Annotated in this window: 19 protein-coding genes; 11 read left to right on the top strand and 8 right to left on the bottom strand. The window is 62.2% G+C overall.

The annotated features are described in order from the left end of the window. Positions 1-110 precede the first annotated feature (110 nt). The 3 genes from dacB to RSF91_RS04420 all read left to right on the top strand — a co-directional run bounded on the left by dacB (position 111) and on the right by RSF91_RS04420 (position 4,034). A complete protein-coding gene (dacB, locus tag RSF91_RS04430; protein ID WP_332567280.1) occupies positions 111-1,559 on the top strand; it encodes a D-alanyl-D-alanine carboxypeptidase/D-alanyl-D-alanine endopeptidase in 1,449 nt (482 codons plus the stop codon). A gap of 200 nt (positions 1,560-1,759) precedes the next feature. Then, the gene (locus RSF91_RS04425) at positions 1,760-3,316 is read left to right on the top strand and encodes an alpha/beta hydrolase family protein (protein WP_332567279.1); all 1,557 of its coding nucleotides are present in this window, start codon (positions 1,760-1,762) and stop codon (positions 3,314-3,316) included. A gap of 22 nt (positions 3,317-3,338) precedes the next feature. Beyond that, on the top strand, positions 3,339-4,034 hold the full coding sequence (locus RSF91_RS04420) for an OmpW/AlkL family protein (protein ID WP_332567278.1): 696 nt from the start codon (positions 3,339-3,341) through the stop codon (positions 4,032-4,034). A gap of 52 nt (positions 4,035-4,086) precedes the next feature. Here RSF91_RS04420 and RSF91_RS04415 read toward each other — a convergent pair whose 3' ends face one another. The 5 genes from RSF91_RS04415 to RSF91_RS04395 form a co-directional block, all read right to left on the bottom strand. Continuing rightward, entirely contained in the window at positions 4,087-5,085 is a 999-nt protein-coding gene (locus tag RSF91_RS04415) for an L-threonylcarbamoyladenylate synthase (protein ID WP_332567277.1), read from the bottom strand. Positions 5,086-5,248: 163 nt separating this feature from the next. Continuing rightward, the gene (locus RSF91_RS04410) at positions 5,249-6,424 is read right to left on the bottom strand and encodes a 5-(carboxyamino)imidazole ribonucleotide synthase (RefSeq protein WP_332567276.1); all 1,176 of its coding nucleotides are present in this window, start codon (positions 6,422-6,424) and stop codon (positions 5,249-5,251) included. Further along, positions 6,421-6,915: a 5-(carboxyamino)imidazole ribonucleotide mutase gene (purE, locus tag RSF91_RS04405; RefSeq protein ID WP_099739176.1), complete on the bottom strand. Its 495-nt coding sequence runs from the start codon at positions 6,913-6,915 to the stop codon at positions 6,421-6,423. The genes RSF91_RS04410 and purE overlap by 4 nt, the downstream gene beginning before the upstream one ends. 120 nt (positions 6,916-7,035) lie before the next feature. Then, a complete protein-coding gene (locus RSF91_RS04400; RefSeq protein ID WP_332567275.1) occupies positions 7,036-8,436 on the bottom strand; it encodes a hypothetical protein in 1,401 nt (466 codons plus the stop codon). Continuing rightward, positions 8,433-9,425, bottom strand: coding sequence for an ABC transporter ATP-binding protein (locus tag RSF91_RS04395; RefSeq protein WP_332567274.1), 993 nt, complete (start codon positions 9,423-9,425; stop codon positions 8,433-8,435). Before RSF91_RS04395 ends, RSF91_RS04400 begins: the two co-directional genes overlap by 4 nt. Before the next feature lie 316 nt (positions 9,426-9,741). Here RSF91_RS04395 and trxA point away from each other — a divergent pair, with 316 nt between their 5' ends. The 6 genes from trxA to RSF91_RS04365 all read left to right on the top strand — a co-directional run bounded on the left by trxA (position 9,742) and on the right by RSF91_RS04365 (position 16,116). Beyond that, entirely contained in the window at positions 9,742-10,692 is a 951-nt protein-coding gene (gene trxA / locus RSF91_RS04390; protein ID WP_332567273.1) for a thioredoxin, read from the top strand. Between the two features lie 140 nt (positions 10,693-10,832). Continuing rightward, on the top strand, positions 10,833-11,828 hold the full coding sequence (locus RSF91_RS04385; protein ID WP_332567272.1) for a nuclease-related domain-containing protein: 996 nt from the start codon (positions 10,833-10,835) through the stop codon (positions 11,826-11,828). 56 nt (positions 11,829-11,884) lie between these two features. Then, positions 11,885-12,865 (top strand): DUF2157 domain-containing protein, encoded by a 981-nt coding sequence (locus RSF91_RS04380; RefSeq protein WP_332567271.1) that lies wholly within the window; start codon positions 11,885-11,887, stop codon positions 12,863-12,865. Next, positions 12,862-14,628, top strand: a complete 1,767-nt coding sequence (locus RSF91_RS04375; protein WP_332567270.1) for a GDYXXLXY domain-containing protein — start codon at positions 12,862-12,864, stop codon at positions 14,626-14,628. Before RSF91_RS04380 ends, RSF91_RS04375 begins: the two co-directional genes overlap by 4 nt. 137 nt (positions 14,629-14,765) lie before the next feature. Continuing rightward, on the top strand, positions 14,766-15,545 hold the full coding sequence (locus RSF91_RS04370; RefSeq protein ID WP_332567269.1) for an SDR family NAD(P)-dependent oxidoreductase: 780 nt from the start codon (positions 14,766-14,768) through the stop codon (positions 15,543-15,545). A 76-nt stretch (positions 15,546-15,621) separates the two neighbouring features. Beyond that, complete coding sequence (locus tag RSF91_RS04365; protein ID WP_332567268.1) at positions 15,622-16,116, top strand: META domain-containing protein; 495 nt, start codon at positions 15,622-15,624, stop codon at positions 16,114-16,116. A 5-nt stretch (positions 16,117-16,121) separates the two neighbouring features. Here the strand turns inward: RSF91_RS04365 and RSF91_RS04360 are convergent, their stop codons facing one another. The 3 genes from RSF91_RS04360 to RSF91_RS04350 all read right to left on the bottom strand — a co-directional run bounded on the left by RSF91_RS04360 (position 16,122) and on the right by RSF91_RS04350 (position 18,466). Further along, complete coding sequence (locus RSF91_RS04360) at positions 16,122-16,469, bottom strand: ribbon-helix-helix domain-containing protein (protein ID WP_332567267.1); 348 nt, start codon at positions 16,467-16,469, stop codon at positions 16,122-16,124. Between the two features lie 117 nt (positions 16,470-16,586). After that, a complete protein-coding gene (locus tag RSF91_RS04355) occupies positions 16,587-17,168 on the bottom strand; it encodes a DJ-1/PfpI family protein (protein WP_099739157.1) in 582 nt (193 codons plus the stop codon). Positions 17,169-17,227: 59 nt separating this feature from the next. After that, entirely contained in the window at positions 17,228-18,466 is a 1,239-nt protein-coding gene (locus tag RSF91_RS04350; protein ID WP_332567266.1) for a mechanosensitive ion channel family protein, read from the bottom strand. Between the two features lie 358 nt (positions 18,467-18,824). Between RSF91_RS04350 and leuS the strand changes: the two genes are divergently transcribed. Then, a complete protein-coding gene (gene leuS, locus RSF91_RS04345) occupies positions 18,825-21,506 on the top strand; it encodes a leucine--tRNA ligase (protein WP_332567265.1) in 2,682 nt (893 codons plus the stop codon). A 174-nt stretch (positions 21,507-21,680) separates the two neighbouring features. Beyond that, positions 21,681-22,193, top strand: a complete 513-nt coding sequence (locus tag RSF91_RS04340; RefSeq protein WP_332567264.1) for an LPS-assembly lipoprotein LptE — start codon at positions 21,681-21,683, stop codon at positions 22,191-22,193. Positions 22,194-22,304: the final 111 nt, after the last annotated feature.

Raw genomic sequence — 22,304 nt, 5'->3', positions numbered from 1 at the left:
GGCTGGAGCGCTATTCGTGCTGCACTGGCTGGCAGAGGGAGGCTGACATTATCGGACGCCCGCCGCTACCTTGCCGCTGGCGCTGCCAAAGCCCGGCGTAGACTTGCGCGATGCTGCTGACCCCCACCTTTCTTCGCAAGACCCTCGCCGCGCTTGGCGCACCTTTGCTGGCGCTGCTGGCTCAGACCTCTTACAGCCAGGCCCAGCCGGCGGATACGCGCATTCCCGCCGCGGTCGAAACCGCGCTGCAGCGCGCCAAGATTCCGCGCGAGGCCGTGTCCTTGCTGGTAGTGAACGTGGACGGCAAAACGGCTCCCAGCTTGGCCTGGCGCACGCAGCAGCCCATGAACCCGGCATCCGTCATGAAGCTGGTCACCACCTATGCGGCGCTTGATCAGCTCGGCCCGGCCTTTGTGTGGCGTACGCCCGTGTATCTGGGCGGCCCGGTGGTCGATGGCGCGTTGCGCGGCAATCTTTACATTCAAGGGCAGGGCGACCCCAAGCTGGTGCTGGAACGCCTGTGGCTGATGCTGCGTCGCCTGCAAGGCATGGGCGTGAAGGTCATCGTGGGCGACATCGTGCTGGACCGCAGCGCTTTTCAGCTGCCCGCGCATGATGCGGCCGGTTTTGACAACGAACCCTGGCGCCCCTACAACGCATCTCCCGATGCGCTGCTGATCAACTACAAAGCGGTAGCGGTCAATGTCGCTCCTGATACAGGAGCTGGTGTCGCCCGTATTCAATACGATCCACCCATGTTTGGTATGGATAACCAGCAGACACTGGCGCTGGCAGCTCCTAATTCTGATTGTGGCGACTGGCGCAGCAAGATGCAGCTGGACATGGCCAACCCACAGCGCATCGCTTTCAACGGTAGCTATCCGGCCAGTTGCGGTGACAAAAGCTGGTCCATCGCCCCGGCGCAGCCCGAGCGCTTTGCGGCCAAGGCCATCGAAGGCATGTGGCGTGAGCTGGGCGGCAAGCTCACCGGCAGCGCGCATGACGGCACCGTGCCGCAAGGCCTGCAACCTGCGTTTCAGCTGGAGTCGCCCGCGCTGTCTGAAGTGGTGCGCGACATCAACAAATACAGCAACAACATCATGGCGCAGCATGTGCTGCTGACGCTGGGCATGCAACGCACGGGTGTGACCAATTACGAGTCTGCCCGCCAGTCTCTGGCGCAGTGGTGGACGGCACGCCTTGGCAATGTCGAGCAGCCCGCTGTGGACAACGGAGCAGGCCTGAGCCGCAATGCCAGCATTACCGCCAACGGCCTGGGCCGCATGCTGCAAAGTGCCTGGGTGTCGCCCGTGATGCCGGAGTTTGTCTCCTCCATGCCCATCGTCGGCGTGGATGGAACTTTGCGCCGCAGCCGCAGCAAATTTGCGGGCTCTGCGCACCTCAAGACCGGCACCCTGCGTGATTCGACGGCGCTGGCTGGTTACGTCGATGGCATCAGCGGCCAGCGCTATGTGCTGGTCGCCATGGCCAACCACGCCAACGCCACAGCGGCCCGCGCGGCGTGGGATGCACTGGTGGACTGGACGGCTGCGCAGTAAGCGTCATCGACAACCGGGCTTTGGCCCGGTTTTTTGATGGGCGCAGGACTGGTAGGGGAAGGCACTTTTCTGTCAGTGCGCATGTTTTTGCAAACCTATCGGTAGTTGCCCGATGACAAAGCATGTGGGAGTGTCGCTACGATGATATTGAGGAAAAAAGCACGACCGTGCGATTCATAACACCTCAGGAGGACATCATCTTGGCAAGCACACTCAAACTACTGGCTGCTGCATTGGCTTCAGCGGGGCTGCTAGTCGCCTGTGGCGGCGGAGGCTCAGACTCCGGCGGCAGCACGCAGACCGATAACAGCGGTGCGCGAGGCTCGCTCATCCACAATCCTCCGCTGGGCGTGACTGTGTTGACGGCAGAAGAGTTCAAGGGGCGGCTGGATGCCAATGCTTCGGGCAAAAGCCTGCTGCAGCTGGCAGGCGCACCCAAGTGTGGGGTGGATATTCGCTATATCGAGTATGGAACCGTGGGCGGTGCAGGCGAGGCCACCAATGCTTCTGGCGCGCTGATGATCCCCAAGGGCGATGCGGCAGGCTGCTCTGGCCCACGCCCCGTGCTGCTTTATGCGCATGGCACAACGTCTGACCGCGCATACAACATTGCCGATATCACCGAACCCGCACGCCCCGGCGCCAGTGAAGGCACTTTGCTGGCGGCCATGTTTGCCGCGCAGGGCTTTATTGTGGTTGCGCCCAACTACGCAGGCTACGACGTCTCCAAGCTGGGCTATCACCCGTATCTGAATGCTGACCAGCAGTCCAAGGAGATGATCGATTCGCTGACGGCTGCACGCAAGGCGTTGCCGAATCTAGGAGGCAAAGACTCCGGCGCGCTGCTGGTGACGGGTTACTCGCAAGGTGGTTTTGTGGCCATGGCCACGCACCGCGCCATGCAGGCTGCGGGCATGCCGGTGACCGCATCGGCACCCTTGTCGGGCCCTTATGCGATGGCGGCTTTCGGGGATGCGATCTTCTCGGGCAATGTGAACCTGGGCTCCACCCTGTTCCTGCCTTTGATCACCACCAGCTACCAGAAAGCCTACGGCAATATTTACCGCCAGACTTCGGATATCTATGAGGCCCAGTACGCCACTGGCATCGAAACGCTGCTGCCATCATCCACGCCGTTTACCAGCCTGGTTCAGCAGGGCAAACTGCCGCTGACCACGTTGTTCAGCAGTACCGCACCCGCGCCGGGGCTGGAGTCCATTACGCCGCCCACCACACCTGCGGCACAGGCTCCGTTGTTTGCACTGGGTTTTGGCAAGAACAACTTGATCAACAACCCCACGCGTCTGGCGTATTTGATGGATGCCAAGGCCAATCCTGATGGCGCATTGCCAGCCGTCACCACGGGCATGCCTTCGACCACTGCAGCCAACCCCGTTCGTCAGGCGCTGGCAAAGAACGACCTGCGTGGCTGGACGCCCCGCGCGCCAGTGCTGATGTGCGGCGGCAATGCGGACCCGACCGTTTTCTACGCTCCCAACACCGGTTTGATGCAGCAGCTGTGGGCCAGTTTGCCTGCTGGTTTGGTGACGGCGCTGGATGTGGATTCTGCCCCTGCAGGTGCCAGTGATCCGTTTGCCGCAGTGAAGGCTGGTTTTGCACAAACCAAGGCCGGCGTTGCCGCGCAGGGTGGTGCTGAAGCCGTGGTGCAGGCCTATCACGGCTCGCTGGTGCCGCCGTTCTGTAGTGTGGCTGCGCGCGCGTTCTTCCAGAAAGTGCTGGCTGGCGCCGGTGCATGAGTAAAGCTTCAGGAGTATCTGTATGAGTCGTTTGATTTCTCACGCATTGCTGGCGGCTTTGCTGGCAGGTGGCTGCGGTGTGGCCGCAGCCCAAGTGTCTATCCGCGCTGGTATTTCGCATATTGCGCCCCACTCATCGGCCAGTGATGCGGTGGGCCCCATGCTACCTGGCCCTCCTTCCGGGATTAGCGTGGAGGTGCAAAACAAATCCACCTTGTTCCTGTCGCTGGCCTATGGCTTCCATCCCAATATGGAAGTGGAGCTGGCATTGGGCTACCCGCCAACCCATGATGTGAATGGCAAGATCGCGGGCAATTTGCCCCCGCACATTGCAGCCTTTAATGGGCAGAAGCTGGCAGAAGTGCGCCAGATTGCTCCCACCTTGTTCTTCAACTACAAGTTTGGTGAGGCCAATAGTCAGTGGAGGCCATTTGTAGGCATTGGTGTGAACTACACCAACTTCGACAAGACCAAATCGACGGCCGCCAACAACGCGCTCAACGGTGGGCCCACGGACATTAGCCTGTCGGACTCCTGGGGGCTGGCAGGGCAGGTGGGCCTGAGCTACCGCATCAATGAGCGCTGGTCTATCTTGGGCGCGGTGGCTACGGCCAAGGTCAAGACCAAGCTCACCACCACTACCGCAGGCGTGCAGCGAAATATTGATATTCGCTTTCGCCCCACCGTGTTGACGGTGGCTGCTGCCTATAACTTCTAAGGTTTAGCCAGGCGCCCAAAAAAGAACCAGCGCATGCGCTGGTTCTTTGCTTTTAGCCTGCCGCCGCAGCGCGCTGCAGGCGGTCGCGCACGCCTTCCCAGTCGGCGGTGTCAGCAGGGGCTTCAATCCAGATCAGCTTGGCGCCCCAGTCGTCAAAATTGCGCAGCATGCCAAACAGCTCACGGGCCACGTCGCGGGGGTCGTCAGACATGCGGCGCAGCAGCAACTGGGCGCTGGGTGCCTTGAGAGGACTGCGGTGGTAAATAGCGATGTTCTTGCCGTCTTTGCCCAGAATATCCAGCGCTGCTTGCAGCTGCTTGGCCTCCATCAGCCGCACCTTGGCGTTGGGGGCGTAATGTGCCAAAAGCGTGCCTGACGCCCGTGGGGTGTTCGCCGACAGCTCTTCTTTTGAGAGCGGCTTCATGCCGCAGGCGCGTTCAATATCGTCACGGGTGATGGCGCCGGGGCGCAGCAGCACGGGCACGCCGCGTGTGCAGTCGACTATTGTTGATTCAATGCCCACTTCGCAAGCGCCGCCGTCCAGCACCAGCAGGTCGTCACCAAACTCGGTGGCCACATGCTCTGCCGTGGTGGGGCTGACGCGGCCAAACTTGTTGGCGCTGGGCGCCGAGACGCCCCACACGGGCGGCGTCAACTGCTGGCAGGCTTTGAGCACCGCATGCGCCACGGGGTGGCTGGGGCAGCGCAGGCCCACGCTGCCCTGCCCGCCCGTCGATGCCTTGGCGGCTTCGGGCAGGCGAGGCAGGATCAGCGTGAGGGGGCCGGGCCAGAAGGCGTCGATCAGTTGCTGGGCAAAGACCGGCACTTCCTTGGCGTAGCGGGTGATGGCCGCAGCATCTGCCACATGCACGATCAGCGGATGGCTGGCGGGGCGGCCCTTGGCGGTAAAGATCTGCGCCACGGCAGCGTCGTTGTCGCTGTCTGCGGCCAGGCCATAAACCGTCTCGGTGGGCAGGCCCAGCAGCTTGCCTTGTTGCAAGGCAAGCGCAGCGGCTTGTACCGAGGCGTCCAGCGTTCCATCCAAGATCATTTCGATTCCTCTTTCATTCACTGCGCCGCAGTGTGTGCGGTGCTTTTGCTCTTGCATGGCGCAGGTGAAGGACGCCTAGCAAGGGCCGCCCCGCAGCGAGGGCGTCGTCCCCCTCCCGCGTAGCGAGAGAGGGGGAAGCGGCGTAGCCGCTCAGGGGGTGTTATCAGAACGCTTCAATGCCCAAAATTTCAGCAGCCTTGAGGGCTGTGGCACGGGCTTGCTCCGCAGTGGCCGCGGTGATGTTCAAGTGGCCCATCTTGCGGGCGCGCTTGGCATCGACCTTGCCGTACAGGTGCAGGTGGGCACCGGGCAGGGCCAGAATCTGGTCCCACGCAGGGCTCTGGGCCACATCGCTGTCCTTGAACCACAGGTCGCCCAGCAGGTTCAGCATGACGGTGGCGCTGTGCTGGCGTGGCTGTGTCAGTGGCAGGTTGGTCATGCAGCGCACTTGCAGGTCGAACTGCGACACATCCAGCGCGTTTTGGCTGTAGTGGCCGCTGTTGTGCGGGCGTGGGGCAATCTCGTTGACCACGAGCTGACCGTTGTCCAGCACAAAGAACTCTACGCACAGCACGCCGACATAGTCGAGGCCGATTGCTACAGACTTTGCAGCTGCAATCGCTTGCTCTACCTGAGTTACAGGCAGATTTCCTTCATAAACCTCGGTGACGGTCAGAATGCCCTCGCGGTGCAGATTGCGCTGCACGGGCAGGTTGACGATGTCGCCATTGCGGCCACGGGCCACGATGACGGAGCATTCGTGTGCCAGTGGCAGCATTTTTTCCAGCACGCAGGCCACATGGCCCAGCTCAGCCCAGCCTTGGGCCAGTTCTTCGCGGGTCTTGACGCGAATCTGGCCCTTGCCGTCGTAGCCCATGCGGGCCGTCTTCAAGATGCCGGGCAGCAGCGCGTCGTTGACGGCAGCCAGTTGCGCGAGGGTCTCAATCACGGCGTAAGGCGCGCAGGGCACGCCGCACTTCACAAAGTGGGACTTCTCGGCAGCGCGGTCCTGCGCAATCGCCACGGCAGAACCGGTGGGCGACACGGGCAGGCTCTCGGCCAGTTTGTTCAAAGCGGCGGCGGGCACGTTTTCAAACTCGGTGGTCACGGCGGCGCACAGCTGGGCGAGTTCTGCCAGACCTTGCGCATCTTCGTAACCGGTGCGGATGTGGTGGTGGCTGACCAGACCCGCGGGGCTGGTTTCGTCTTTGTCCAGCACGGCGGTGAAGTAGCCCATGGCCTGCGCGGAGTGCGCAAACATGCGGCCCAGCTGACCGCCGCCCAGCACGCCGAGAGTCGCTCCCGGGAAAATCACGGCGGTGTTGTTAGCGTTGCTCATTCGTTCACCGGCAGCGTCATGTTGCGGGCGGCTTCGGTCTGCTCCACGCGGAAGGCGTCGAGCTTGGCGCGCAGCGCAGGGTCTTCATTGGCCAGCAGGGCCACGGCAAACAGGGCCGCGTTGGCTGCACCGGCGGTGCCGATGGCAAAAGTGGCCACGGGCACGCCCTTGGGCATTTGCACGATGGAGTGCAGTGAATCCACACCTTGCAGGTGGCGGCTGGCCACAGGCACGCCCAGCACGGGCACGGTGGTCTTGGCAGCAATCATGCCGGGCAGGTGGGCTGCGCCGCCGGCACCGGCGATGATGGCCTTGATACCGCGATCTGCGGCGCCTTCGGCAAAGCGGAACATGTCGTCCGGCATGCGGTGGGCCGACACGACCTTGGCCTCAAAAGTGATACCGAATTGCTGGAGGATGGCAACTGCGTGTTGCATGGTGTCCCAGTCGCTGCTGGAACCCATGACTACGCCAACTTGGATGGGGTTCATGTTGTCTCTTGAGGGCGGCTGCCGCCCGGCCTAGTGGAACCCCTGATTTTACGGTTTTGCTGCACGGCCTTGCGGCGGTAGGTCATAGCCGCTTGTGCAAAGCAGCTATGACCACCCGACTCAGGCCGCCGCGTGCTCGCGCGCAAAGCCCAGCACGCGGTCTTTGAAGACGTAAACCACCCAGCCCAGCGTGACCAGAATCTGCAGGCCCAGAGACACCCAGGGCACATAGCGCACCCATGCGCCGACTTGCTCTGCCGCATCGGTCGAGCCAAACCACATGGCGACCACGGGTTGCACAATCAAGGCTCCCGTAGAGCCGCCCACGCCATAGGCCAGTAGCGGCGCGGCGAAGTTGAGGATCAGCCAGGCAATCACAAACGCGGCCAGTGGCGACTTGAGCTTGCCCGCAAGCAGGGCAAAACCCGTCAGCAGCAGGCAGTCGCGCAGCAAATGCAGGCACAGATAGAGGTTGAGGCTGTTGAGCTGGCCGCTGATGGCAGCCTCGAAGCTATGCGGGGCGAACAGCAGCAGCAAGGCCATGGCAAAGGCCAGCAGCAGGCTGACGGGCCACAGCGGCAACGCCTCAAGCGCCTCGCGCCAGCGCTGGCGCGAGGCCGACCATTGCACCTGGCGCCATGCGCGCAGGTGCTGATCCATGTGCTGAAGCGCGACATAGGCGGTGCCTGTCAGCGCAATCAAGGCGGTGCTGCTGAAAAAAGCGGCAATTCCCATGTTCAGCGAGCCTGCGGAGAAAAAGCCCGTCAGTGCCAGACCCAGCGGCCAGGCCCAGGGCAGGGTGCGCACATCCAGCCGCGTGCACAGCTGGCGCCAGAGGCCCAGCAGGCCCAGGCCCAGTACCAGGGCACCGGCCAGATAGGCCAGGCCCAGCCCGCCTACATCCATGCCCCACCACAGCACGGGATTGCTGCTGTTCTCCGCCACACTTCTGTAAACATGGCTGATAAACGGGCCGGGTATGAAAAACAGGAGCAGCAAGGGCAATATGGCCGCGCGCCTGCGGTTGACGGGGCGGTCTTGCTGGCCCCAGCTCATCAGCACCGAGTTCATGGCCCAGGTCTGGAGGCCCAGCCCCCAGAGCACGGCCAGGCCTATGGTGTGGTGAATTTGTATGGGCTCCATCACCCACACGGTGGCAATGGCTGCCGAGGCAATTGCAAACCACAGCACATACAGCCAAGCGGGCAGGGCCGCGCCCAGCAGCTTGCCCCATGCCATCTGCCAGGGCGACAGGGCAGACAGGCGCTGCCAGTCCCAGGTGTTCTGGCTGGCTTCTTCGGCCAGACTGCGCCCGGCCAGCACGCTGCCGTAGACGATGGCGGCCACCCACACCCCGGCAATGGCCGTCATGCTGAGTGAGCCCGGCAAATCCTTGGGGGAAGACAGGGCCAGCGGCATGGCCAGTATCAGCAGGCTCAGGCCAAGACTCCATGCCAGCAGCGAGGGGCGCCAGTTCAGCCAGAGCTGGCGCTGAAATTCGGGGTTGCGCGCGGCGCTCATGCTTGCTCCTTGTTCTCGGTCTCACGGGCCTGCGCCGTGCGGGCATAACGGTCTTGCAGCCGCTCACGCACAGGGGCCAGCGATGCGACGGGAATGCCGGCCTGCACCAGCTGGCTCAGCCATTCGGCCCGGGCGGGCGCTGCGGCGGGCAGCCACAGCTGAATGGGGCGGCTGCCGGTGATGTCAAAGTCCTGCACCGTGGTGCTCAGCAGGGCCTGGCGCAGGCGGGCTTCAAAGCCCTCGGTCTGCGGCATGACCACTTCCAGCGCGTAAAGCTGTGGCTGATCGTTGGCGGCGGCCTGATGGCTCTGCTGGCTTTGGCTGACGCCGCCTGCGCTTTGCAGTGCTTCGTGGCTCTCGATGCGGCCGTTGCGAATGCTCAGAATGTGGGTGCAGTACTCGTCCAGCTCGCTCAGGATGTGGCTGGAGACGATCAGCGTCATGCCCTGTGCCTGCAACTGGCGAAACAGCTGTGACAGGCTGCTGCGCGCATCCGGGTCCAGCCCGCTGGCGGGTTCATCCAGCAGCAGCACGCTGGGCTGGTGGACAATCGCCTGCCCAATCGCCACCCGCTGGCGCTGGCCGCGAGACAGCTCGGTAGGGTGGCGGTGCAGCAGCTCCGTCAGCCCTAGTTGCGTGGCGACCTGCTGCACGCGGGCGGGCACGCAACTAGGCGCCACGCCCATGGACAGCGCTGAGTACTGCAGGCAGCGCATGACGCTCAGGCGGTCGTACAGGCCATAAAAATCAGAGAGATAGCCGAGGTGGCGGTGCACCTCGCGCGGCTGCTCTTCGACGGACAAGTCTTTGACGCGGATATGGCCGGACAGCGGTTGATCCAGGCCGGCAATGCAGCGCATCAGCGTGGATTTGCCCGCGCCATTGGGCCCCACCAGCGCGGTGACGCTGCCTGCGCCAATCGAGACGCTCACGCCATCGAGTGCGCGGTGGCCGGGGTATTCGAACACCAGTTGTGAAACTTCAATCAAGTCTGCGCTCCTTGCTTTGTGAGCAATATAGCGGAGGCGGCTGTCAGGGCTGCATCGTGTGCACTCTTAAAACGAGAGCGGCTAGCGCTTTATGCATATTGGTTCTTGGCATAAAGCATGTTTGAAAGCATTCAATGCAGGCGCTAGCTGCTCTCATTTGTGGAGCAAAGACCCAGCCCGCACCAGCCTATGAATTGCTGGCGCGCATTTGCATGGAGAATCGCAGCATCGCGCGGCGGCCGGGCAGTGACCGGAAGATCGTCGACACATCAGCGCCGCTGCCCCGTGGCAGCGCACAAGCAGCATTGGGAATCACATGATTGACATCACCATCGAGAATTTTGAAGCCGAAGTCATTGCCGCCTCCATGGCCGTGCCGGTGCTGGTGGACTTCTGGGCGCCCTGGTGCGGCCCCTGCAAGACGCTGGGCCCGATTCTGGAAAAGCTGGAAATCGCCTACGAAGGCCGCTTCAAGCTGGCCAAGATCGACTCTGATCAAGAGCAGCAACTGGCCAGCATGTTTGGCATTCGTTCCATTCCCACCTGCGTGCTGATGATTGAAGGCAAGCCCGTGGACGGTTTCACAGGGGCTCAGACCGAAGGCAAGCTGCGCGAATTCCTCGACAAGCACCTGCCTGCTGGCGACGAGATGGCTGCTGAATCTGAAGTCGACGAAGCGCAAGCCCTGCTGGCGGCTGGCGACACCCAGGCTGCACTGCAAAAAATGGCCGATGCACTGGCGGCCGACCCCGCCAACGACGACGCACGCTTTGACTATGTGCGCCTGCTGATCGCCACCGGCAGCTTTGAAGAAGCCCGCGCCCTGCTGGCCGAGCCCATCAAGCGCATTCCTCAGCCGCTGCGCTTTGAAGCGCTGAACCAGTGGCTCAAGGCGCTGGAATTCGCCACCGAAGGCGACAACGCCGATGTGGCCAAATACGACCCGCTGATCGCCGCCAACAAACGCGACTTTGACGCCCGCTTTGGCCGCGCCCGCGCCCTGCTGGCCCATAACCAGTGGACCATGGCCATGGATGAGCTGCTGGAAATCATCATGCGCGACAAGGGCTGGAGCGATCAGGCCGCGCGCAAGCTCATCGTCGCAGTGCTGGAACTGCTCACACCGCCCAAGCCCAAAAAGCAAGACGCCGTGCCCGGCCAGGCCGCTGGCGGCATCGAGCTGCTGGGCAAAAGCAGCGCCGAGTTGGATGAGGCGACCGCCATGGTCAACAGCTACCGCCGCCGTTTGAGCATGGCGTTGAACTGATTGCACCCCCTGAGCCGCAGCGCGGCTTCCCCCTCTCTCGCTTTGCTTCGCAATGCGGGAGGGGGACGATGCCTTCGCTGCGGGGCGGCCCTTGCTTGGCATCTCTGGTTTTGGGTGGTGCCAGTTTTTGACGTGGTTGTATGAATCAGATTTTTGCGACGGCCTTTCAGGGCCTGTTTTTGTATCTGGGGCTGGCTCTGCTGGTTGCCGTGCTGCTGGGCGTGCTGCGCTCGCCGCGCTTCAAGGGCTGGCGTGGGGAGCGGGCGGTGCAAAACACCATTCGCAAGCAGCTCAACCCGCTGGTCTATGTGGATCTGCACAACGTCACCTTGCCCACAGCCGATGGCAGCACGCAGATTGACCACCTGATTTTTTCGCCCTACGGCCTGTTTGTGCTGGAGACCAAGAACTATCGGGGCTGGATTTTTGGCAGCGAGCGCCAGTCGCAGTGGACGCAGCAAATTTTTAAAAAGCGCAGCCGTTTTCAGAACCCTCTGCGTCAGAACTACAAGCACACCAAGGCGATTCAGGAGTTGCTGGGCGTTGCGCCTGAACATGTGCACTCGGTGATTGCCTTTGTGGGCGACTGCGAGTTCAAGACCGAGATGCCGTCGCAAGTCACGCGCGGCGATGGCTTTGTCAGCCATATCCAGAGCTTTACGCAGACGGTATGGAGCCCTGAGCAAATGCAGGAGCTGCTGGACAAGCTCGAAGCCGTGCGTCTGCAGCCTGGTCGCGCCACGGAGAAAAAGCATGTGGCGCATGTGAAGGAGTTGCAGTCCGCCAAGTCGCAACCCAAGCCAAAGATGCAGAGCAAGACGCCTGCGCGGCCCAAGTCTGAGCCTGTGGCAGCGCCCGTAAAGCCACCGCCGCCCGATGTGGTCGATATCTTGCTGGAGCCGGTGGCTGCTGCGATGGTTGAGTTGCCGGTAGATGTGCAGCCCGAGCGACCCGCTCCAGTCCCTGTACCTACCCCTGCGGTCAAGCGCATGAACGAGGTGCGCGAATGCCCGCATTGCACATGGCCGCTGCGCAAGCTGGTGATGCAGCGGGGGCCACTGGCCGGGCAGGGCGTCTGGCGCTGCACCAATACGGCGGCTTGCAGCTTTGTGCAAGAGGAAACGTCACAAGGCTGATTTGTCAGAGTCCGCGCTTGCCATGCATGATGGGCTGATTGAACAGAAAGCATGTGATGGACCCCAATCTGTATCAGGCCTCCCAGCCACTGGTGCCCGACCAAGAGCGCGTGGCGCAGCTCTATCAACTGGCGGTGTCGCCCCGCAACCCTCAAACCATGGAGTCGCATGTGCGCACCGGCCTGCTGCTGGTAGCTGCCCTGCTGCTGGGCTGTGGTCTGATTTTCTGGATTGCGGCCAACTGGCAGGAGCAGTCCCGGCTGTTCAAACTAAGCCTGATTGAAGCCGCGCTGGCGGCATCCGTGCTGGCAGCCTGTATGTGGCCGCGCATGCGGGTGGCCGCGCTGTTCTGTGCCACGCTGGTGCTGGGCGGCTTGCTGGCTTTTGTGGGGCAGACCTATCAGACCGGGGCCGATGCCTGGCAGCTGTTTGCCGTGTGGGCCGCGCTGTCGCTGATCTGGGTGGGCATGTTGCGCAGCGACTGGTTGTGGCTGCTGTGGGTGCTGATTGCGGCGCTGGGCATTGTCATGTGGACGGGGCGGCTGGACTGGTGGGATGTGCTGTTTCTCGGCAATGGCTCGCAACTGCGCAGCTGGCTGAACATCGGCCTGTGGCTGGCGCTGCTTTGTGTGCCCACTCTGGTGTCGCTGCTGCCCTGGTTGCGTGTTCAGGGCGGCATGGGCTGGTGGTCGCATCGCGCGGCGCTGGCCTGTGCGCTGGCGGTGTGGAGCAGTATGTTTGTGGCGCAGATTTTTGATTTTGAGGAGCGTGGCACAGGGGCGGTACTGGTCTGCACGCTGGCACTGGTAGCAGCCAGTTTGGTGCTGTCGCTGCACGGGCGTTTTCAGGACTATGTCTCGCTTTGCCTTGCCACGCTGGCCGTCAATACACTGCTGCTGTCGGCGGCGGCCCGGGTTCTGGTGCGTGCGGATATTGGGGGGCTGCTGATTTTTGCCCTGGTGGGGCTAGCCTGTCTGGGCGGCTCGGTGCGCTGGCTGGTGAGCGTGCAGCAGCGCGTGCGGGAGGAGCAGGTATGAAGCATTTCTCATCACAGCCCCACTGGTGGCCTGCCGCGCAGCAGCAAGGGCTGGTGCAGGGCGATGCTGCGCCCGTTGATGCCCATGAGCCCACGGTGCTGGTCATAGCCATGGCCATGCTGGGCGTACTGGTCTGCATGGTTCCACTGCTCGCCTTTGTGTTCTTGGGGTTGGGCGAAGAGGTGTTTTTAGGTGCTGGCGGCATGGTGCTGGGCCTGCTGGCATTGGCCGGTGGCGGCGCCTTGCTGCGCAGCGGGCCGCAGGCTTTTGCGGGCTGCGCAGGGCTGGTGCTGTGGCTGCTAGGCGAGGCGCTGGTGCTGATCAATCTGGGTGTCGATTACCTGGATTCCCGCACCCACCTGTTGATGGCTTGTGTGTTGCTGGCTGCCCTGCAGATGCTGGGAGCCTGGCTGTCCCCGGCGCGCTGGATTCAGACCATCATGGGTGTGGCCTGGGCGGTAGCCGCCTTTGTTTTCTTCATGGTGCTGCAAAGCTGGTTGCCGTGGCTGTCGCCGCTGCAGCTCGATAGTCTGCTGCTGGTGGCCCTGTGGTGGCTGTGGCTGCGGGCCGAACCCGCCCGGCTGGCACGGCCTCGGCAAGGCTGGGCGCAGACTCGCTGGGCGTTGTTTGCCGATGCCGCAATCGTCGGGGTGCTGCTGCTCATCGCCAAGGGCAGCTACGGTAATGACTGGCTGGATGTGCAGGGGCAGATGCGCTGGAGCGAAGGCTGGGACAAAGGCTGGAGCTGGGCTTTTGTCGCCGCGCGCTGGCTGTCTGCGGCAGAGGTGCTGCTGGCTGCAGCGCTGCTGGTCCACATCTGGCGCGGCCGGGGTCTGCTGCAAGCCCGCATGTCGGCATTGCTGATGCTGGTGGGGGCCTTGCTGGCCGTGTGCGCATGGTTTCGTGTGGATCTGGGAAGCATTGCCCTGATTGCCGCTGCCGCCCTGCTAGCTGGGCGCTGGCGCATTGCTTTGTTGTGCGCGCTGCTGGGCCTGGTGGTGCTGAGTCAGTTTTATTACGAGTTGCACTGGCCGCTGGCCATTAAAGGCGTTGGCGTGGCCGTACTGGGTGCCGTGCTTTTGGCGGGCCTGTGGGTGCTGCGCCAGCGCACTGCCGCAGATGCGGTGCCGCAAGCCGCGCAGCCACAAACGCGCAGCAACAAGGCGCAGCTGGCCTGGATGCTGGCTGGCGCGGCGCTGGTGTTTGGCGCGGTCAACTGGGATGTGCGCGGCAAAGAGCAAGTCATTGCCCACGGTCAGCGCATTCTGGTGCCGCTGGTCCCCGTGGACCCACGGTCGCTGATGCAGGGCGACTATATGGCGCTGCGCTTTGATCTGCCGCCCGCCGTCAGCGAAGGTCTGGAAAATATCACTGCCCCCACCGCCTATGTGCGCGCCGCCGTTGATGCTCAGGGCGTTGCCACGGTGCAGGCGCTGGTGGCTGACCGCAAGCAGGCTGGCGCGGGCGAGGTGATCTTGCCGCTCAAGCGCCTCAAAGGGCAGTGGGTGCTGGTGACCGATGCCTACTTCTTCCCCGAAGGGCAGGGCACGCATTTTGAAAGCGGCAAATATGGCGACTTTCGCGTGCTGCCCGATGGTCGCGCTCTGCTGGTGGGGCTGGCCGATGCCGAGGGAAAAATCATAGAGCCTTTGCCCGGTGGCCCCATCTGGAGCCCGAAATCCAGCCCCAGCGAGCGCGCCGCTGAGGAGCAGAGTGAGACTGCGGTAGAGCCTGCGGAGGGTGCGAAGGAGCCACGCCCATAGCTGCCTTCCACATTGCGCTACCCCTGTTTGGCCTAGGTACATTCCGGCAGAAATTGGCCGGGGGCCAGCCGGGTATGCCACCAATAATCAAAAAGCCTCTTACGAGGCTTTTTTCATAACGATAAGGAGACAAAGCAATGAACCGACTGGCTGGCAAGACCGCCATCATTACCGGCGGCGCACGCGGCATGGGCGCGGCCACTTGCAGATTGTTTGTAGAGCAGGGCGCCAAAGTGGCGATTGCCGACATGCTGGAGGCCGAAGGCCGGGCTCTGGCGGCTGAGCTGGGTGACGCGGCTCGTTTTTACCCCCATGACGTGACCAGCGAAGAATCCTGGGCCGCGCTGGTGCGCAATGTGGAAAAAGACCTGGGTGCGGCCGATGTGCTGGTCAATAACGCAGGCGTATTGCTGTTCAAAACCTTGCTTGAAACCTCGTTGGCAGACTACGAGCGTGTTCTCAAGGTCAATCTGGTGGGGGAGTTTCTGGGCATCAAGGCTGTGGCACCGGGCATGATCGAGCGCGGGCGCGGCTCCATCATCAATCTGTCCTCCGTCGATGGCATGAAGGGCGCGAACGGGCTGGCGGCCTATGCATCGAGCAAATGGGGCGTGCGCGGGCTGACCAAGGTGGCCGCCATGGAGCTGGGTCACCGCGGCGTGCGGGTGAATTCCGTGCACCCGGGCGGTGTCGATACAGCCATGGGCAACCCCGGCCAGCGCTCGCGCGAGCAGGTCAACCAAGGCTTCACCAACATTGCGCTGCAGCGCGTGGGTGAGCCGTCAGAAGTCGCGGCTGCCACGCTGTTTCTGGCCAGCGACGAGTCCTCTTACATGGTGGGCGCAGAAATCGTGGTGGATGGCGGCATGACGGCAGGCCATTACTATGTGGGAATGCCCGGCGCGCCGGGGATGTAGGACTCCTGAAAAATGAGCTGCTAGCGCTTGTCCTGTAGGCGTTAGCAGCACTTTTATCCCTTAATTCCTTCCTGCCATGCATGCCATATCTCATTTCAGAGGCTTTTTTCGCCCGGCGCTGGGCGCACTGTGCATGTTGTGGGGGCTGGCAGGCTGCGCGGCTGAAGGGAGTCAGCCCACAGGCATGAGCGAAGCCGAAGCCATGGCCGCAGAGCCCGCGCCGCTGCTCAATACCTACTGGAAGCTGGTGCAGATGGGCGATGGCTCGCATGTCAGCGCCTATGACAACCAGCCCGAGCCGCATATCGTGCTGGAGAGCGGCACTGGCCGCTTTCATGGCGCGGGTGGCTGCAACCGGCTGCGGGGCAGCTATAGCCTTGATGGGCGCTGGCTGCGCCTGTCTGCGGTGACGACGACCCGTATGGCCTGTGTGCAGGGGCGGCTCAGGGAGCAGGCGTTTCTCAGCACGCTGGCGCAGGTCAGCAGCTTTGCGGTGCAGGGCCAGAAGCTGGCGCTGACCGATGCCGATGGTCAGGTGCTGCTGCGCTTTGAGGCGGTGTATCTGCGCTGAAAGCGTCAGTGCGCAAGGGATGACGCTTCGCGCCCGGGTGCGCTGCTCAGCGAGCGAATCGGTATGCCCATGTCCTGCGGAATATCACCCGACAGCTGCAGCGCCAGGTAGCGGGTGCAGCACACGCGCAAAAAAGAGCTGAAGTTGTCCACCGCGCCGCGTTCGGCAATCAGCTCGTCATAGAGCTTGGTGCACAGTTGCGGCACGCTGAAGCCATCGCGGGCGGCGATTTCTTCCAGTACCTGCCAGAACAGGTTTTCAAGCCGGATGCTGGTTGCCACCCCATGCAGACGGATGGAGCGGGCTCGATGGCTCCAGAGTTGTGGGTCGGCGCTGATAAAGACCTGGCACATGGCGCGGCTCTCCAAAACAAAACCGGGCCATGGTGTGGCCCGGTTTGTCTGCAGTCAAGAGGCTTGCTCTTGAATGTGTAGCTTTAAGCGCTTGTTGAATAAGCGCTAGAGGCTTTTTTAATGCGAAATCTTGGTGCCCAGCAGTGCCAGGAACTGTGCAATCCACGCCGGGTGCGCAGGCCAAGCGGGGGCGCTGACCAGATTGCCTTCGGTATGAGCCTGATCGACAGGGATGTCGGCATAGGTGCCGCCAGCCAGTTCCACTTCAGCGCGGCAGGCGGGGTAGGCGGAGCAGGTGCGGCCCTTGAGCACGCCAGCGCCAGCCAGCAGCTGCGCACCGTGGCAGACGGCGGCTACGGGCTTGTTGGTGTCAAAAAAGTGGCGCACGGCGGCGCGCACGCTTTCATAACCACGCAGATATTCGGGGCCACGGCCGCCGGGGATGACCAGCGCGTCGTAATCGGCCACTTTCACGTCGGCAAATGTGGCGTTGAGCGTGAAGTTGTGGCCGGGCTTTTCGCTATAGGTCTGAGCGCCTTCAAAGTCGTGAATGGCGGTCTTGATCTGGTCGCCGGCCTTTTTGTCGGGGCAGACGGCGTGCACGGTATGGCCCACGGCCAGCAGGGCCTGGAACGGCACCATGGTCTCGTAGTCCTCGCAGTAGTCGCCGCAAATCATCAAAATCTTCTTGCCTGCCATGGTCTGTCTCCTTTGTAGGTGGTCAAACCATTGTGGGCAGGCAAGGGGCGCAGCGGGTGTTAATGGGCTACTACATTGCTGTTCATGGGGCCGGGGATGGGGTAATGCATCCCATAGTCCGACGAGCGCTGATACAGCTTGAGCCCAAAGTGCGGCAGCATGGCGATCAGGTGGTCGAAGATTTCGCCCTGTATCGCTTCGTACTCCACCCAGATGGTGGTGTTGGTATAGCAGTACAGCTGCAGCGGCACGCCCTGTGGCGATGGCTCCAGTGTGCGGGCCAGCAAAAACATGCCCGGCCCCTGGTGAATGCGCGGGTGTGCCAGCAGGTAGGCGTAGGCATAGGCCTTGAAGGCGGCCAGATTGCTGACCTGATCGGGCGCGATGAGGTGGCCACTCTGGGCCGTGATGGTGCCGGGCTGTACATCGTCCACGGCACGCAAGCCGGTTTTTTCATTCCAGTAATCGCGCAGCAGCGCAATGTCAGAGAGCGCATGACGCTCATCTTTGGATAGCATGTGAATGCTGTGGGCATCGATGGATAGCGAGCGCTGAATGCGGCGCCCTCCGGCCTCGAACATGCCGCGCCAGTTCTTGAAGCTGTCGCTCATCAGCCGCCAGGTGGGGATGGTGGTGATGGTCTTGTCAAAGTTCTGCACCTTGACGGTGTTGAGCGCGATGTCGATCACAAAGCCGTCGGCTCCGACCTGGGGCATCTCGATCCAGTCGCCCACGCGCAGCATGTCGTTGCTGCCCAGCTGCACGCCTGCGACAAAGGACAGGATGGTGTCCTTGAACACCAGCATCAGCACGGCCGACATGGCACCCAGCCCCGACAGCAGCAGCAGGGGTGAGCGGTTGAGCAGCGTGGCCACGATGAGTACGACCGCAAAGCTGCAGATCAGCAGCTTGCCCAGTTGCACATAGCTTTTGATGGAGTGGGTCTGGGCAGCGGCCTTGCGCTCTTCGTCGCGTTCGTGCGCCTCGTTCATGGCGTTGAGCAGGTCGCACAGCGCGCGTGCCAGGTGGTAGACCGTGAAGGCAATCGCCACATTGGTGATCAGCGTAGTCCAGCGCGGCTCCAGATACGGCACGCCCATCACGCCAAACTGCACGATCAGGGATGGCACGGCCTTGGCAATGCGGCGCAGCACTTTGTCATGCATGAGGACTTGCGACCAGCCGGTCTTGAGCGTATCGCGCATGTGACGAAAGAATTTGAGAACTAGCCAGCGGGTCAGCCAGCCCGCCAGCATGGCCGCAAAGGCCAGCGCACACAGGGCCGCCAGCGTTTGCATGGAAGGGTTCCACTCAGAAGCAAAAGACCATAGGGAAAGCAACAACAGCTCCTCAGTAAGCAAATTCATTGGGGGATGGGGCGCAAGCAGATACGGTCTGACAGACTCTGGCAGAGGGCCGGCGATGGCGGGGCAGAAAGGGTGAGACTGCTGGCAGATGCCAAAGTTCAGCCCAAAGCTTACGCACAGCGGCATTTCCCAGTGTTGCGCGCGGGAAGCCGGGGCTGGAAGGCGCAGCGCACTTTGCGGTCATGCTGGCCGAAACTGGCGCAAGCGAGCGGGCAGCCTAAAATCCCTGCTGATTTCAGATTACTACCTTGCCGTGACCCAAGGGGGCTGGCGGCCACTGCACTGCACCATGCAAGAAAAATTCAACCACATCGACGTCGAGCGCGCCGCGCAAGATCATTGGCAAGCCAAGGACGCCTACCGCGTTACCGAAGATAGCAGCAAGCCCAAGTACTACGCCTGCTCCATGCTGCCTTACCCTTCGGGCAAGCTGCACATGGGCCATGTGCGCAACTACACCATCAACGACATGCTCACGCGCCAGCTGCGCATGAAGGGCTTCAACGTCCTCATGCCCATGGGCTGGGATGCGTTTGGACTGCCCGCTGAAAATGCAGCCTTGAAGAACAAGGTGCCGCCTGCCCAGTGGACGTACGAAAACATCGCGTACATGAAAAAGCAGATGCAGGCCATGGGCCTGGCCATCGACTGGTCGCGTGAAATCGCCACCTGCGACCCCGAGTACTACAAGTGGAACCAGTGGTTGTTCCTCAAGATGCTGGACAAGGGCATTGCCTACCGCAAGACCCAGGTCGTGAACTGGGACCCGGTGGACCAGACCGTGCTGGCCAACGAGCAAGTGATCGACGGCCGCGGCTGGCGCACTGGCGCGCTGGTGGAAAAGCGCGAGATTCCCGGTTACTACCTGGCCATCACGCAGTACGCGCAAGAGCTGCTGGACCATGTGCAAATGGGCAACGAGAAGGCCACGCTGACCGGCTGGCCCGACAAGGTGCGCCTGATGCAGGAAAACTGGATCGGCAAGTCGGCGGGCGTGCGTTTTGCATTCACCCACGACATCAAGGGTGCGGATGGCAGCCTGATCCAAGACGGCAAGATGTACGTCTTCACCACCCGTGCCGATACCGTCATGGGCGTGACTTTCTGCGCCGTAGCACCAGAGCACCCACTGGCCACGCACGCCGCTGCAGACAAGCCCGAGCTGGCTGCCTTCATTGAAGAATGCAAAAAGGGCGGCACCACAGAGGCTGAACTGGCCGTTCGTGAAAAAGAAGGCAAGCCCACTGGCCTGTTCGTCACCCACCCCATCACCGGCGCGCAAGTCGAGGTGTGGATTGGCAACTACGTGCTGATGAGCTATGGCGACGGCGCCGTAATGGGCGTGCCTGCCCACGACGAGCGCGACTTCCTGTTTGCCAACAAATACAACCTGCCTATCAAGCAAGTGGTGGCGGTTGAAGGCCAGGCCGCTTACGACGACAAGCAGTGGAGCGACTGGTACGGCGACAAGGAACGCGGCGTATTGATCAACTCTGGCGAGCTGAACGGCCTGAACCACAAGGATGCGGTGCAAGCCGTGGCCAAGATTGTGGGCGACAAGGGTCTGGGCGAGCTCAAGACCACCTGGCGTCTGCGCGACTGGGGTGTGAGCCGCCAGCGCTACTGGGGCACGCCTATCCCTATCATTCACTGCGAAGATTGCGGTGCCCAGCCTGTGCCTGAGAAGGATCTGCCGGTCGTGCTGCCGCAAGGCCTGGTACCGGACGGCTCCGGCAACCCGCTGATCAAGAGCGAAGAGTTCCACGCCGGTGTGGTCTGCCCTTGCTGCGGCAAGCCAGCCCGCCGCGAAACGGACACCATGGACACCTTCGTAGACAGCTCCTGGTACTTCATGCGCTATTGCGACGCGAAGAACAGCGAGCAGATGGTGGGCGCGGGCGCTGATTACTGGATGCGCGATCAGAATCTGGCGACCGGTGGTAGCGGTATGGACCAGTACATCGGTGGTGTGGAACACGCCATCCTTCACTTGCTGTACGCACGCTTCTGGACCAAGGTCATGCGCGATCTGGGCCTGCTCAAGATCGACGAGCCCTTCACCAAGCTGCTGACGCAGGGCATGGTGCTGCGCGGTGCGTACTCGCAAAAACTGCCCAGCGGTGCCAAGGAGTACTACTGGGAAAAGGACGTGGACGTCGCGACTTGCACGCTCAAGGCCGATGGCTCCAAGCTCGACTACGAGATGACCACCATGTCCAAGTCCAAGAACAATGGCGTGGATCCTCAGGACCTGATCGAAAAGTACGGCGCCGACACCGCGCGCCTGTACACCATGTTCACCTCGCCCCCCGAGCTGACACTGGAGTGGAACGAGTCCGCCGTGGAAGGCAGCTACCGCTTCCTGCGCCGCGTCTACAACTTCGGCACCAAGCTGGCGGGCATGGACATGGCTTCTGCCGTGGCAGGCGTTGCCGGTGCCCAGTCGCTGGACGATGTGGAATTCGGCAAGGCCGCCAAGGCTCTGCGTCTGGAAATCCATAACGTGCTCAAGCAGGTCGAGTACGACTACTCGCGCATGCAGTACAACACCGTGGTCTCTGGCGCGATGAAGATGATCAACGCCCTGGAAGATTTCAAGGCGCTGGATGACGCAGGTGCCAAGGTCGCGCTGATCGAAGGCTTCGGCATTCTGCTGCGCGTGCTGTACCCCGCAACGCCTCACGTCGCCCATGTGCTGTGGAGCGAGCTGGGCTACGCCAGCCACATGGGTGATCTGCTGGATGCTGCATGGCCTCAGGTGGACCCCAAGGCACTGGTGCAGGACGAGATTACGCTTGTGCTGCAGGTCAACGGCAAGCTGCGCGGCTCCATTCTGGTGGCTGCAGGTGCCGACAAGGCCACCATCGAAGCTGCGGCTCTGGCCCATGAGGAGTACCAGAAGTTCGCCGAAGGCAAGACACCCAAGAAAATCATTGTGGTGCCCGGCCGTCTCGTGAACGTGGTGATCTAATCACCTCCCTGAGGCGCTGGCGCGCCTGACTCCTCTCTCTCTCTTTGAGAGGGGGCGGTAGCTTCGCGGCGGTGCGACCCTTGTTCGCTATCGCTGGCGAAAGGGCCGTGCCACCCGCCGTGATCCTGCGGCTTCTGCTGGAGCCGCAGGATTTTGTAGATTAAAGGACAGTTGATGCAAAAACGTACGCTGCTGGCCGCCATGGCCTTGACGCCTTTGCTGGGAGCCTGCGGATTCCGTTTGCGCGGTGCGCCGAACTTTGTGTTCCGCTCCATCTATGTGCAGGCTGGGCGCGGCTCGCCCGTGGGCACTTTGCTGCGTCGTAATCTGGAGTCCTCCAGCGATAAGCTCACCGTGGTCAAAGACCCGGCTTCGCCTGATACGGCTGAGGTGATCTGCCAGGTCGTCAGCGAACAGGCCCAGCGCATCATCATCGGCTCTAACGTCGCCGGTCAGGTGCGTGAAATCGAGCTGCGACTGATCGTTCGCTTTTCTCTGCGAACCCCCGGTGGCGATGCCGTGATCGAGCCGACCGAGATTCGCCAGATTCGCAACGTGACCTATAACGAAACCAATGCCTTGTCCAAGGCGGCAGAAGAAGAAATGCTGAACAAGGACATGCGCAATGACATCGTGCAGCAGATCATTCGCCGCCTCGCCGCAGTGAAGAGTCTGCAAACTTCTTAAATTGATAGCTGCTAGCGCTTGATAGATAAGCGTTAGAGGCGTATTTGGTACCTGAATCTCATGCAGCTTGCGCTGAACCAGCTTTCCTCTCATCTGGCCAAGGGCTTGCGC

This window comes from Comamonas sp., from assembly GCF_036643215.1.
Classification (GTDB): domain Bacteria; phylum Pseudomonadota; class Gammaproteobacteria; order Burkholderiales; family Burkholderiaceae_C; genus Comamonas.
The sequence above is the reverse complement of the archived record's forward strand: the minus strand, read 5'-3'. Positions and strand labels throughout refer to the sequence as shown.